The sequence below is a fragment of the Vreelandella mediterranea genome, assembly GCF_970647075.1.
This window is the reverse complement of the sequence record NZ_OZ310198.1, coordinates 2,723,877-2,738,081: the sequence shown is the minus strand read 5'-3', so window position 1 is coordinate 2,738,081 and position 14,205 is coordinate 2,723,877. Positions and strand designations below refer to the sequence as shown.

Below are 14,205 nucleotides of genomic sequence, written 5' to 3'. Positions count from 1 at the left end.
CTGCGCCTCGCGCGCTGTCATTGCTCATCGGGGGTGAAAGCGTTCGCGTCGCCGTCACCCGCCGAACTATCTTCATTTAGAAATACCCCCACCGGCAGCGTGGACAGCAGCTCGCCAAGCGCGATCTTCTCGCCCTGGGATGCCACACTCGATTGGGTCAGTACGCTACGCCAGCGCCCCGGCACGCCCTCAAGGCGCGTGTCGCCCCAGTGCGGCAGGGGCTGTTCGCTTGAATCCAGCAGCGCCGCGCTCAGGCGCGGGACCACCACCAGCAGCGTTTGCCCGTTATAGCGGCGAAGAAATGCCACCACGCGCTCGGCGTGTTCGCCGCTGGCCAAAAGGGGCTGATAGCTGCCCTTTAAAAAAAGCGCCGGATAGCGGCCTCGAAGGGCCAAGAGCCTGGCCGTCACCAATTGCTTGATGTGCCCGTCCGGCCAGCTTTTTAGCGCCTGCTCTAGAGCCGGGGCGCTTGAAAGCGCGGCCTGTCGCGCGGCGTAGTCCACCGGGCGGCGGTTGTCCGGGTCGACCAGGCTGTAATCCCAGAAATCGTTGCCCTGATAAAGGTCGGCGACGCCGGGTACGCTCAGGCGCAGCGTCGTTTGTGCCAGGCCGTTGACCGCGCCGGGCAGATCGAGCATTCGCGCCGCGTGGTGAAGGCCGTCGCGTAGTGCAGACGTGGTGAGAAGCCCCTCTAGAAAGCGCCGGCACACCTGCTCGTAAGCATCGTTGGGCCAAAGCCAGTGGCTTTTAAGCTTTGCCTCGCGCAGCGCCTTTTGTTGCCACTCGCCCAGCCGCTGGATAAACGTTGCCATGGCTTGGGTATCCCGGGGGGCGAGGGTGGGCGGCCAGGCGGCGACAATGATCTGGTAAAGCAGCAGTTCATCGCCAGGCGAAGGCGCCACACCGTCCTCTAACGTCTGGCGCAAGGGCGCGGCCAGGGCGCGCCATTCGCCCACAAGACGCGTGAAGCGCGGGGCGTGTTCGCTCAATGCGGCAAGCCGGGCGCGAACGTCCTCGCCGCGCTTGTGGTCGTGGGTGGCGGTGGTCACCATGGCAGATGGAAACGCCTGGGCACGCAGGGCGTTGGCGGCGTGAAAGCGCGCCGGCGTATGGTGGAAGTGTTCGCCGTCGAAACCCACGTCGTTTCGCGATAGCAGCGCGGCGCTGCGATACCCCGCCGTATCCTCCACCGCCTTGGCGGCCACCGGCGAGGTGAGCTGTTGAAAGCGCACGATGGCGCGGTTTCTGAGCGCGCGCTCGGCCTTGTCGGCGCAGTCCCGGGGTGCTTCGCCCCCCAGCCAGCGCGTCAGCGCCTCGAGGGTGTCGCGATCCGGCAGGCTCAGCGCGCGTCTGGCCCCGGCCATCGCCTCTTGAAAAAACGCCTCGTCCGCCGGGGGGCGGCCGCTGTCGTCGGCGTAGCTGCGGTAGATGGGAAAGTGCACCACCAGGGCGTACAGCGCCCGGCGAATAGAACCCAGCGTAATGTCGCGATGCGAAAGACCGGCGCGGGCCACAGCGTGAAGCGCCCGGGCGCAGGCGGCGTATTCGCTTGCCAGCAACGAGGTGAGGATTTCGCCCCGGGCGCGGCGTACTTCCTCCATGAACGTAAGCGCGCGGCCGCTCACGTCGCGCCACAGTGCGCGAAAGGGCTGCTCCCCCGCCGGGTCGTGCATGAGCCCTGACACCTCGTTCATGAACTCATAGCCGCTGGTGCCGTCCACGCCCCAATCCGTGTGCAGCGTTTCAGCGTCGCCGAGAATTTTCTCGACATACAGCGCCACCCGCCGCGGCGCCTCGGTGGGTCGGCTCGCCTCCAGCGCGTCCAGGCGGCTGCGCAGGCGCAGGCAGTAGCCCCGCGGGTCGGCCAGCCCGTCGACGTGGTCGATGCGCAGGCCATCCACCCAGCCTTCTTTTACCAAGCGAAGCGGCAAGGCGTGCACGGCGTCGAAGACCCCGGGGTTTTCGATGCGTAGCCCGCCAAGCTCGGTGACATCGAAAAAGCGCCGCCAGTTGATCTCGTCACTAGCGGTGCGCCAGTAGGCCAGCCGGTAGTGCTGGCGCGAAAGCAGCGCGTGCAGCCGGGTGATGCCATGCGGGCCGCTTGCCTTGAATAACCCCAGTACGCCCTCGAGACAGGCGCGGGCGTCCGGCGCGTCGAGCACGTGGTTCAACTGGGCATAGGCCTGGCCCGCCTGCAGGGCCGCGGGCGCTTTATGGGCCAGGGAGTCGAAAAACGCGGCCTGCTCATGAAGCGCGCTGTGCTCGGCAAAGCGCAGGATATCGCCGTAATGGCGCGGGTCGATGGGAAAGCGGTGCTCGTGGTAGGCAACGTGAAAGCCGCCCTGGTCAAAGCGCAGGCAAAGCTCGCCGGCGGCCAGCGTCTGTTGGTAGGGCGCGCCCAGAAACGGCGCCAGCAGCTTGCCTTTCAACAGCGGGTCGGGGGAATCCCAGTCGATATCGAAAAACCCGGCATAGGCGCTCTGCTCACCCCAGGTCAGCACGTCCTGCCACCAGGGGTTTTCCGAGCCGCCCACGGCGAGATGATTGGGCACGATATCCAATACCAGCCCCATCTGGTGGGCGCGAAGCGTCTCGACCAGCGCTATGAGCGCGGCTTCACCACCGATTTCGTCGTCGATACGCGTGGGGTCGACGCCGTCGTAGCCGTGTGGCGAGCCCGCCCGCGAGGCCTGAAGCGGCGAGGCATAGAGGTGGCTCACCCCGAGCGCGGCGAAGTGCGCCACCAAACGCTCGGCCTCCCAAAGCGTGAAGCCCTTGTGAAACTGGAGCCGAAGCGTTGCGCGAATCTCATTCATGGAAAGGCCCCTTGTTGGGCGCGGTTTTAGGCTCGGCTTCGGACGAAAGCGATTCGATGGGGTGCTGGTGCCTGGCCCGGGCAAAACGCTCGAGACGCTGGCGTGTTTCCGGACCTGAGAAAAGCGACGGGCTGTCGGCGGCCAGGCGGCGGCGCCAGTTGGGGTGCTGCTCGCCGCTGTTGGGAAGGTTCGGCTGCTCCTCCAGACCCAGAATGTCCTCGACGGGAATCAGCACCAGCGGTGCCGAGGTGGCGGCCAGGTGGTCAAGGCAGGCATCGATCACCCGCGTGGCGGGGATGTCGGCGGCGGCAAGCGCGTCAGGGGCGGACGAGGCGCTGAGAAGCCCGATAGTACTCGCCAAGCGCCCTCGCTCGAACTTGCGGGCAGCCTCTTCGCTTGCGCTGCTTTGGTCGGGCTTCAAGAGCCCAAGCTTGCTTCGCCACTGGATGTCGCGGCCCGCCCACCAGCCCGCTACCGTCGGCAGGTCGTGGGTCGTGGTGGTGGCAAGCGCGGCGTCGGACCACCGGTCAGCGCTCAAAAAGCGCTGCTGGTCGTCTTGCTCGAACCAAAGCACCTGCATGCCGAGAATGCCCCGGGCGGCGAGGGCCTCGCGAAAGTCCGGTGCCACGGTGCCCAAATCCTCGCCGATGACGATCGCCTGGTGGCGAAAGGACTCCAGCGCGACCAGGCGCAGCAGATCCTTTAGCGGGTAGCGCAGATAGCCACCGGCGCCTGGTGAAGCGCCCGCGGGCACTAGCCACAGGCGCTGCAGGCCCAAAACGTGATCGATTCTAAGCCCGCCGGCGTGGGCGAAACCGCAGCGCAGCATGTCGATGAAGCTTTGAAAGCCCGAGTGCACGAGCCCCCAGGGCGAGAAGGCCGCAAGGCCCCAGTCCTGCCCGTCGGCGTTGAACAGATCCGGCGGCGCGCCGATCGAAAGGCCGTCGAGCATTTCCCCCGGGCGGCTCCAGGTCTGGCTGCCCGCCGGGTCGACGCCGACCGCCAGATCGGCGATCAGCCCGACCCTCATACCCGCTTGCCGGGCGCTTCGATGCGCGCGCTCGAGCCCTTCGGCGGTGAGCCACTGGAGAAAGGCGTGAAAGCCGATCTCGAGGGTATGGCGTTGGGCGAAGGCCGTGACCGCTTCGCTTTGCGGATCGCGTAAGGCCTCTGTCCAGGCGTGCCAGTCGCCGGGGCCGTTGATCTGTTGAAGGGCCTCGAAGCGGCAGTGGTGTTCGAGCGCCTCGTCGCCGGCCTGGCGAAACGCCTGCAACTGGTCGCGCCATTGCCGCGCTTGCGGGTCATCGCCGTTGATGACGTCATCGTACAGAAAGCGCAGCCAGCCAAGCTTGGCCCGGGCCGCCTCCGGCCAGTTAACGAACGCCTCGGCTTCGAGGGCGGCAAGTTTCTGCTGCGTGTGACCATGCGCCTTGGCGCGTGCGACCGCGGTCTCGCCCAGCAGCGTCTCCGGGGCGCAGTGAAGCACGTTGTACAGTAGCCGGCTGGAGGGGGAGTAGGGGCTGTAGTGATGCACATTGGCGCTGAACATGGCGTGGGTGGGGCTGATCGCCAGGGCGTCCGCCCCCAGCTCCCTAAGCTGGGCAGCACTTTGGACGAGCGTCTCGAGATCCCCGATACCACCGTCGCCGGGCCGACGCAGTGCGTAGAGCTGAACCGCTGCGCCCCAAAGCCGTGGCGCAGCGCTTTGGGCTGCATCCGCCGGGGTGAAGCAGCGCGGCGGCGCTACGGCCAGGGTGAGCGTGGCGCGCTCGATCGTCAGCCGGTGGTAGCCCGGCGCGTCGATGGCGGGCACGCGAGAGGTTTCATCGAGTGTCCCCTCACGGCGCTCCCCACTTTCCAGAACGAGGGCGAATGGGGTGCCCGGGGCAAGCGACGAAGGGAGCGGGGTGGGGGCGTCGACATCCGCGGTAATCAGTGGCGGCCAGTCATTCGGGCTTTGCCCAGCGCTTAGTTGATTCAGGCGCCGGTGGCTTTCGGCGATCGCGGCGGCGGAGTCGGTGGCAAAGCCAAGACTATCGAGCAGGCGGTGCTGGGCATCCTGGGAGAGTCGGCAGGCGGCGCCATCGCTGTCCTCCCACTCGAGCAGCAGCCCCGCCGCCTGAGCAAGATCCTGAAGGGGCGTATTCATGGCGTGTCTCCGTGTTCGCCGGTCATCAGCCACGCCGCCGCCGAGCGCGGTGGCAGCCGGCCCGTCTCGGCGGTGCTTGCCACGCCGTCGCGGCTTTCGCATAAATGCGTTTCCAGGCAAAGCGCTTGGCTTTCAAGCATTGTGCTCTCCACGTCGGTCTCACCCAGGTTGATCGCGATCACCAGCTGTGCGCCGTCGCCCAGACGCCAGCGGGCGAGTACGGCTTTGTCGCCCAGAACATCGGCCCCCAGCGATCTTGCCCCTTCCAGGCGCGGCACGATCTGGAGATGGCGCAGGGATAAAAGCGTGCGGTAGCGCTCGAGGATGGCGTGGTGGGGCGGTAGCGTTCGCGCCTGGAAATCCGGCAGCGAGGCATCGAAGGTATCGGGGGCGTTGGGGTCGGGGATGTGCTCGCGAGCCTTTGATTCCTTGAATGCGGCGAAGTCGGCGAACTCCGCCCGGCGCCCTTCGCGCACCGCCTCGGCCAGGGTTTCGTTGTGATCGGTGAAAAATAGAAATGGGCGCTTCGAGCCCCACTCTTCGCCCATGAACAAAAGCGGCACCATGGGCGACAGCAGCAGCAAGAGGGTGGCCGCGGCCAGCGCATCCGGGTCGGCGAGTACGCTAAGGCGCTCGCCCAGCGCCCGGTTGCCGGTCTGGTCGTGGTTTTGCAAAAACGCCACGAACGCGGTGGGGGCAAGGTGAGCGCTGGGCTCGCCCCGGGGCCGCCCATGACGCGAGGCCGCGCCCTGGTAGATGAACCCCTCGTTAAGACAACGCGCAAGGCGCTGAGTGGGCGCCTCGGTGAAGTCGCCGTAATAGCCCTCGCTTTCGCCGGTTAGCAGAACGTGCATCACGTTGTGCCAGTCGTCGTTCCACTGCGCGGTGAATAGCGGCGCTTCGAGCAGCGAGGCGCTGTTGGCCTCGTTTTCGAGCACCAGGTGCACGTGGCGGTCAATGGGGATCACGCGGCGAATCGTCTCGGCGAGTTCCACCAGAAAGTTCTGCTCGCCGATGGCGTGCACGGCGTCGAAGCGCAGCCCGTCCAGGCGGTACTCCGTGAGCCACATCAGGGCGTTGTCGATGAAAAAGCGGCGCACCATGGGCTCGCGAAAGTCGATGGCGGGGCCCCAGGGCGTGTCGACGTCGTCGCGAAAGAAACCGGCGGCGTAGTGGGCCAGGTAGTTGCCGTCCGGGCCGAAGTGGTTGTACACCACGTCGAGAAAGACCGAGAGCCCCAGGCCGTGGGCCTCGTCGATCAGCGCTTTCAACTCGTCGGGTGTGCCGTAGCTTCCCTGAACCGCGTAGGGCAGCACGCCGTCATACCCCCAGTTGCGCGTGCCGGGGTAAGCGGCCACCGGCATCAGCTCGATGGCGGTGACGCCCAACGTCTGCAGGTGGCTCAAGTGCGCGCGCACGCCGTCGAACCCACCGAGTGCGCCCGCATGAAGCTCGTAAAGCACGGTTTCTCGCCAGGGCCGGCCCCGCCATTGTGCGTGGCGCCAGACGTAGTGGGCCGGGTCGATCACCACGCTCGGCCCATGAATATCCCCCGCTTGGGCGCGGGCGGCGGGGTCGGGTACGTTCAGCGTGCCTGCCGGCGTGACGACCCGGTAGCCATAGCGCGCGCCGTGGCCACAGGCAAGCTCGGCGCTGACGCAACCATTGGCCTCTTTTGCCATGGTGACACGCTCGAATCCTTGTACCTCGAGTTCGACCTGTTCGGCATCCGGTGCCCACAGAACGAATCGCGTTCGACCGTCGTCGAGCACGTTGGCCCCCAGGGCGGGGCGCTGACTGCGTTCATGCATCGCTTCGACTCCTTCAAAGACGCTGCGTCGTGATGCGTTCGGCCTCGATGGCCTGCTGATAGAGCCTGGTGTAGGGAATGATGGACTGGCGCCAGTGATAGCGTCCGGTCATGGCGGCGCCGCGCATGGCGTTAAAAAGGTCCGTGCATTTATGTACGGCGAAGGCGCGCTGGATGGCGCGCATGTAGCTGCCGAACTGCATGTCGTCGAACAGAAAACCGGTCACACCGTCCTCGATGGTATCGGCAAGCCCACCGGTGCGGTGGGCGATGGGCAGCGAGCCAAAGCGCTGGGCGTACATCTGGCTCAACCCGCAGGGTTCGAAGCGCGAGGGCATGAGCAGAAAATCGCTGCCAGCGAATAAACAGCGCGCCTGGTACTCGTCGAAGCCGATATAGGCGGCCACAGCACCTTGATAGCGCCGCGCCAGCGCGCGAAGCGCCTGCTCCACGTCATGCTCACCGCAGCCCATGAAAACGATCTGCCCCCCGGCCTCGACGATGGCCTTGGTGGCCTCGATGGTAAGATCCAGCCCCTTTTGATGAACCAAACGCGAGATCACCACGAACAGCGGCCCGGCACCCGGTAATAGCCCGTAGCGCAGGCGTACGTAATCGGCGTTGGCGCGTTTCCCACGCCAATCGTTGGAGGAGAACGCCTGAATCAGATGGCTGTCGGTGCGCGGGTCCCAGGAGTCGTCGATACCGTTGGGGATACCGCTCAAGCGCCCCTGATCGGCCTTGCAGCGAAGAAGGCCGTCCAGCCCGCAGCCGAATTGGGGCGTGGTGATCTCCTGGGCGTAGGTGGCGCTCACCGTGGTGACGCGGGAGGCATAGTTGATACCGGCTTTCATGAAGGAGAGATCGCCGTAATACTCGACGCCATCGATATTGAAGGCGTGCTCTGGAATGCCCAGCGCCGCCCGCCGGGAGCCATCGAAAAGCCCTTGATAGGCCAGGTTGTGAATCGTAAAGATGCAAGGCACCGGCGCGTTCTGCCAATGCAGATAAGCCGGGGCGAGGCCGCAGGCCCAGTCGTTCAGGTGCAACAGTTTGGGCTGCCAATCGAGCCCCGCCAGGCCCAGGGCGATATCCGCCGCCGCCTTGGAGAGCCGGGCGAAGCGGATGTCGTTATCCGCCCAGCCGGTGTCCTGGCCATCGCCGTAGCCGCTGGAGCCGCGCCCGTAGGGCGTGCCTTCGCGATCGAAGAGTTCCGGGCAGAGCAGGACGTAGACGATCAGACCGTCGCGGCAGGTGATCTGGCCGATCTTGCACGCCGGCAAGTCGGCGAAGGCGGCAAGCTCGCCGACCGGCGTGATCACGACATCGGCGGTAAGGATATCGCGGTAACCCGGAATCAGTACTCGGACATCGTGGTGTGCCGATAGGGCCCGAGGCAGGGCCGACGAAACGTCCCCCAGCCCACCCACCTTGACGAAGTCGCTCATCTCGGTGGTAACGAAAAGTATTGATTTGGAGGGCGAATCGTCAAACGGTGGGCGGCGGGTAATCGAAGTGTTATCTGAAGTTGTTCGATGTCGTCCGATGACATTTTTTTCTGAGTTATAACGCTTCGTCTTCAAGTGAGTATTCAAAGAAGTGTTTATTTTATAAGATGTTGGCGTTTGATAGTTTCTTTTTAAACTCGCTTTAGACTCGACTTTATGACTGTTTTTATTGCCCAATACCCCCTCGTCCATGCTCAACCTCCCCGGTTATCATGGTAGATACTGTTGGATTAGATAACTCATTATCTCGGCGACGTTCCTGTCGGCCGCCCGCGCCAAGCTCTGTGGCGGGTTTCTCTATTACTTTAGTCGAAATAAATAATAAAGCTGTAAGCTTTTGGCTATCCATAACGTTGGTTAACCAATATGTTGCTTGTTTTATTGATTTATACTTAGCGATCTCTTTGGTTGAATTAATATAAATGCTTTTAATGCATGACGTTAAAGTACTTTTTTTAACACCGGTTAGCATTCGATAGGGGCTGAAGTTTTTGTTTTTTTAAATCGAAGACAAAATAATTCGAGGGCAGGAAGGGAGTGAAAGAATAAAGCAGGGCGATGATTTGCAAGGTCCGCTGTGAAAAGTCCGATACAAAAATTCCGATACAAAACACTCGATGCAAAACCTTCGGCTTGAAAGATATCGGGACTTTGCCCCACGGCGGTGGGGCACCGTGGGGCAAAGAGCCTAAGGGGATAGCGAGAGAAAAAAGAGTATCAGGGGAGGGGACAGAAGCGACAGAATGAATCCGCTGACCACCGCGACCGGCACGCAGGCCACGCCGCCGTGCTGCTGGATGACCGGCAAAGTGAAGTCCATCGAAGTGGCGCCGCCAAACCCGATCGCCAGTGCGGCGTGGCGGTGAATGATCAGCGGGATCAAGATAAACGCCAGAAGCTCCCGGGCCAGGTCGTTGAAAAATGCAACGCCGCCCAGCAGTGGCCCCAGCTGGTCGCCGATCAAAATGGCGGACAGCGAATACCAGCCAAACCCCGAGGCCATGGCCAGGCCTTCGCTCACGCTTAGCGAGAGAAGCGGCGCGGCGACAACCCCGGCCAGCAGCGAGCTTGCGGCCAGCGTCACCGCGATGGCAAGCCCCAGCCGGTTGAGCAGAATTTGTTTGAGCGCCATGCCGGAGTTGCGCAGTTGGCAGCCAATCAGCGCAAGCAGCGCGTAAAGCGCCCACTCGGCCAGCGTATCCGCCGTGGCGAACACGCCGCGGCCCAGAACCGGGGCGAGCAAAAGCCCGGCGGCCACCCCGGCCACCACCGTGACCAGCAGCAACAGCGACCCTTGAATGGCGGCAAGCTTGCTGGCCGGCGCATCCTTGACCACCGGGGAGGTGCCAGCCTTGAGTGCCATCCGGCGCGACAGCCACCCAAGGGCTGCCAGGTTGAACACGGTGGTAAGGCTGAAAAGTGTCAGGGCACTTGCGCCCAGGCGCGAAAGCTCGCCGGTCAGGTTTTCGAGCCCGGCCAGGCTTATGCCCATCAGTAGCAAAATGAGATACACCGAAGCGCTAACGCCCCGGTTGATCAGATGCTGGAGGTAGGGTGAGCGAACGCGCACCAGGTAGCCCCCGATCAGGGGCAGTAGAACGATCAATAAACCCGTGAGCATTTAGGGGGCGGCGCCATCGCTTGGGGTGAACTCGGTCAACGTGATGGTGGTATCCCGGCGGCCGTCCTTGACATATTCCACCGAGAGAATCAGCCCGGGCCACTCGGGGGCGAAGCTGATTTCCATATGGCGGTCGGGTTTCTCGACATCCGTAAGCGTCACGCTCTGGGTATCGAACTTGCCGGCGGGCAGGTCAACGGTGGCGGTATCGTTGGTATAGTACTGAAAATGTTCGTCGCGGCCGCGATGATCGAGAAACTCGAGTTCGCAGGGCGCCCGTTGTGTGCACTCTTCAGAGCCGGCGCGGCGGGAAAGGTCGAACAGCGCGGCCTGGCGGTCGAGTGCCGTGAGTTCACTTTCACCCAGTTGGTAGCTGTCGCCCACGCCGAACAGCGAGTAGCTGCTCGAGTACAAAAGCGAACGGGTGGTGTCATCGTCAGCGGTAAAGCGGCTTCGCTCCTCGCCTTTGGCAACGGCGACGGAAAAGCGCATGCTGCTCAACCAGTGGCCTCCTTCCTGGCTTAGCGTATGGCGCACCGTGGCGCTGGGCCAGTTGCGAACCTCGAGGCGGTAGCGCGCTTCAAAAGGGCGCGGATCGTTGAAGCCCGTCTCTTCGCTGGAGACGGCGGTATGGGCACTTCCCATACCCAAGGCAGCGAGCAGCAACGCGCCGATTCGCCGGGGGTTGGACATCGCTTTCAAAATACGGGGCACAGGTTCCACTCCTTTGTGTGCAAATCGTCCTTAAGAGCCTCGAACCAGGCACTTCGTTCACCCCAGGCCTTTCATTATGGGCATCTGGCGTGCGCTAGTAGCCGTCATCCGGGTTGACCGTGGCGAGTGACTCTCCATCCTCGAAGGCGTGAAGGTAGGAGATGACCTGGTCGATGGCATCCACAAGCGGCGTGGGGGCCGCCATATGCGGCGTAATAATAACACGCGGATGCTGCCACAGGGCATGCTCGGCGGGCAGCGGCTCCTGCTCGAACACATCCAGTAGCGCCCCGCGTAGATGCCCCGGCGCCTGGCCATCGCCCAGCGCCTCGATCAGCGCATTTTCGTCGATCAAGCTGCCCCGGCCCGGGTTGATCACGCTGGCGCCTTTTGGCAGTCGATGAAGACGCTCGGCGTTTAAAATATGCCGGGTCGCCGGGGTGTCCGGCAAAATGGTCACCACGCTGCGTACCTGGCTTAAAAGCTCATCGAGGCCCGCCTCGCCGTGCAGGCAGCGAACGTTTTTCAATTCTTTTGGCGAGCGGCTCCAGCCAAGCACCGGAAAGCCCGACTGATAAAGCGCCGCCGCCACCGAACGGCCGATCGCCCCCAGGCCCAAAACGCCGACCGGCCACTGGGATTTCTCCACGACTTCCTGGGTTTGCCACTGCGCGCTGGGCTGCTGGGCCGCGTAGCGGTCCATGCTGCGGTAAAAGTGCAGCACCCCATAAAGCACGTAGTCGGCCATCAGCTCGCCCATGCCGGCATCGCGCAGTTTGACGATCGGCACGTTGGCGGGGCGCTCGGGGGTGTTCAAAAGATGATCCACGCCGGCGCCCAGGTTGATGATGCCCTTGAGCGCCGTTTGCTCGGCCAGTAAATAGCCCGGTGCTTTCCAGACCGCCAGATAGTCGGCGCCGAGGCGATCCGCTTTGGGGGCGTCGCTTGTGAGCACGGTGTCCTTCGGGAACGCCTCTAAAAGGGCGGCTTGCCACTCCTGGGCCTGGTCGGTATGTACCACTATTTTCATGAAGCGCTCCTCGAAATCGCATGTTGCGGGTTACCAGCTATCATGGGTTAAGTGGGGTAAGGGCTGCAAGGAGGCGGCCGTGCCCCGGCGCGCGCTCAAAGGCGCGCTTTCGCCATCGGGAAAGGAGATCCAGCATGACGACCAGCGCCCAGGTAGTCACCCGCCAACGCAGTGGCAAGGGCTTTACCTACCGCACCGAAGACGGTGAAACGCTCAAGGACACCCAGTGGCGCGAGTGGATCAAATCGCTTGCCATTCCGCCGGCCTGGCGGGACGTCGAGATCACGCTCGACAAGCGCCATCACATTTACGCCACCGGGCGCGACGACGCCGGGCGCAAGCAGTACGTTTACAACCCCAAGTGGCGTGAGAAGCGCGAGGCGAAGAAGTTCGATCGGATGATCGCCTTCGCCCAAAAGCTTACGCCGATGCGCCGGGTGACCGGTCAGCACCTGCTCCAGGAGGGCCTTCCCCGGGAGAAAGTGTTGGCCTGCATGGTGCGCCTGATCGACAGCGCTTATTTTCGTCCGGGGAGCGAGCGTTACCGCCAGCAAAACGACTCTTATGGGCTGACCACCATGCGCTCCAAGCACTTGACCATCGACGGCGACGAGCTGATCTTCGACTACCGGGGTAAAAGTGGTCAGGACCAGCACCGGGTGGTCGAGGACGCGCGCCTGGCAAGCGTGGTGGCCGAGCTCGACGACACGCCAGGCTATGAAATCTTCAAATACTTCGACGAAGACGGCAACAAAGTGCGCGTGGATAGCAGCGATCTCAACGACTATATCCACGAGGTAATGGGCGAAGCCTTCAGTGCCAAGGATTTTCGCACCTGGGCGGGCACCTCGATCGCCGCCCTGGCGCTTGAAGAGGTGGGCATCGACGACGATGAAAAAATCAGCGAAAAGAACGTGCGCCAGGCGGTCGAAAAGGTCGCCAAGTCGCTGGGCAATACGCCGAGTATCGCCAAGGCAAGCTATATCGACCCGCGGATCGTGGAGAGCTACCTGGATGGCCAGACGCTGGAAAACTTTCGTCAGCTGGTCGACGTCGAGCTCGAACACGACGACCTGACCGGCCCGGACGAGCGCGCCGTCCTCCAGCTTTTGAAGAGCCGCCTTGCGCGTAAAAAGTAGCGCCAAGCGGTGGACGTCTTCTCTAACCCCCTGGTGGGCATCGATTCACGCCCCAAAGGGGTTTTTGATAAAGGCTTTGACCGGTAGCCAAGGGTGGGTGCTAGTATCGGTTGAAGACGACATTTTGGCGGCGCTCACGCCAAAGCTGTCGCTGCATTGGCCCAGCAAGCTGGTTTTTAGTGATTTTTAAGGGCGAGTTACTCGATGAATGAGGTTTCCCTGCCTTTCACTCGCGAAGAGTATGCCAATCGCCTTTGGAAGGTGCGCGCAGAAATGGCCGGCCGCGGCATCGACGTGCTGATCGTCAGCGACCCCTCCAACATGGCCTGGCTAACCGGCTATGACGGCTGGTCGTTCTACGTGCATCAGTGTGTGCTGGTGGGTCTGGAAGGGGAGCCGGTCTGGTTCGGCCGCCGTATGGACGCCAACGGAGCGCTTCGCACCTGCTGGATCGACCCGGACAACATCACCTATTACCCCGACTACTACGTGCAAAACCCGGACATGCACCCGATGGAGTATCTGGCCCAGTCGGTGATGCCCGGGCGCGGCTGGCACACCGGCGTGGTGGGTATGGAGATGGACAACTACTACTTCTCCGCCAAGGCGTACCAGAGCCTTTTGCGCGAGCTGCCTCACGCGCGTTTCATGGACGCCAACGCGCTGGTCAATTGGTGCCGGGCCATCAAGTCCCCCCAGGAAATCGCCTACCTGCGCGTGGCGGGGAAAATCGTCGAGGGCATGCATTCACGGATCATCGAGGTCGTCGAGCCCGGGCTTCCCAAAAGCAAGCTGGTCTCCGAAATCTACCGGGTAGGTATCGAGGGGTTTGTGGACGAAACCGGCAAGGTCTTCGGCGGCGACTACCCGGCCATCGTGCCGATGCTGCCCACCGGCAAGGACGCCGCCGCCCCGCACCTGACCTGGGACGACACGCCGTTTCGTAAAGGCGAGGGCACCTTTTTCGAGATCGCCGGGGTGTTCAAGCGCTACCACGCGCCGATGTCGCGCACCGTGTTTCTAGGCACGCCGCCGACGGATTTCATCCGCGCCGAATCCGCGCTTTTGGAGGGAATCGAAAACGGCCTGGCGGTGGCCAAACCCGGCAACCGCACCGCGGATATCGCCATGGCCCTGGGCGCGGCGATGGACAAGTACGGCTTTGACCGCGGCGGTGCACGCTGCGGCTACTCGATCGGGCTCTCCTACCCGCCGGACTGGGGCGAGCGCACCATGAGCCTGCGACCGTCGGATGAAACGATTCTAAAGCCCGGCATGGTGTTCCACTTCATGCCCGGTCTCTGGGTCGACGAGTGGGGCCTGGAGATCACCGAAAGCATTCTGATTACCGAAACCGGCTGCGAGACACTGGCGAACTTTCCGCGCCAGCTGTTCGTCAAGTAATGCCGCCGATGAAC

At 63.2% G+C, this 14,205-nt stretch carries 9 protein-coding genes; 2 read left to right on the top strand and 7 right to left on the bottom strand.

The window, feature by feature from the left end; genetic code table 11:
- Positions 1-17: 17 nt before the first annotated feature.
- The 7 genes from treY to ACWFVE_RS12530 form a co-directional block, all read right to left on the bottom strand.
- On the bottom strand, positions 18-2,816 hold the full coding sequence (gene treY / locus ACWFVE_RS12560) for a malto-oligosyltrehalose synthase (RefSeq protein WP_447529607.1): 2,799 nt from the start codon (positions 2,814-2,816) through the stop codon (positions 18-20).
- On the bottom strand, positions 2,809-4,965 hold the full coding sequence (gene malQ, locus ACWFVE_RS12555; RefSeq protein ID WP_447529606.1) for a 4-alpha-glucanotransferase: 2,157 nt from the start codon (positions 4,963-4,965) through the stop codon (positions 2,809-2,811). The genes treY and malQ overlap by 8 nt, the downstream gene beginning before the upstream one ends.
- Complete coding sequence (treZ, locus tag ACWFVE_RS12550) at positions 4,962-6,776, bottom strand: malto-oligosyltrehalose trehalohydrolase (protein ID WP_447529605.1); 1,815 nt, start codon at positions 6,774-6,776, stop codon at positions 4,962-4,964. Before treZ ends, malQ begins: the two co-directional genes overlap by 4 nt.
- Positions 6,777-6,789: 13 nt before the next feature.
- Complete coding sequence (gene glgA / locus ACWFVE_RS12545) at positions 6,790-8,475, bottom strand: glycogen synthase GlgA (RefSeq protein WP_447529604.1); 1,686 nt, start codon at positions 8,473-8,475, stop codon at positions 6,790-6,792.
- Between the two features lie 496 nt (positions 8,476-8,971).
- The gene (locus tag ACWFVE_RS12540) at positions 8,972-9,904 is read right to left on the bottom strand and encodes a lysine exporter LysO family protein (RefSeq protein WP_447529603.1); all 933 of its coding nucleotides are present in this window, start codon (positions 9,902-9,904) and stop codon (positions 8,972-8,974) included.
- Entirely contained in the window at positions 9,905-10,618 is a 714-nt protein-coding gene (locus ACWFVE_RS12535; RefSeq protein ID WP_447529602.1) for a hypothetical protein, read from the bottom strand.
- A 94-nt stretch (positions 10,619-10,712) separates the two neighbouring features.
- On the bottom strand, positions 10,713-11,648 hold the full coding sequence (locus ACWFVE_RS12530; RefSeq protein ID WP_447529601.1) for a 2-hydroxyacid dehydrogenase: 936 nt from the start codon (positions 11,646-11,648) through the stop codon (positions 10,713-10,715).
- Between the two features lie 134 nt (positions 11,649-11,782).
- On the opposite strand from ACWFVE_RS12530, the gene ACWFVE_RS12525 reads away from it, so the two are divergent.
- Both ACWFVE_RS12525 and doeA read left to right on the top strand, forming a co-directional pair.
- Entirely contained in the window at positions 11,783-12,787 is a 1,005-nt protein-coding gene (locus ACWFVE_RS12525; RefSeq protein WP_447529600.1) for a DNA topoisomerase IB, read from the top strand.
- A 204-nt stretch (positions 12,788-12,991) separates the two neighbouring features.
- The gene (doeA, locus tag ACWFVE_RS12520; RefSeq protein WP_447529599.1) at positions 12,992-14,191 is read left to right on the top strand and encodes an ectoine hydrolase DoeA; all 1,200 of its coding nucleotides are present in this window, start codon (positions 12,992-12,994) and stop codon (positions 14,189-14,191) included.
- Positions 14,192-14,205: the final 14 nt, after the last annotated feature.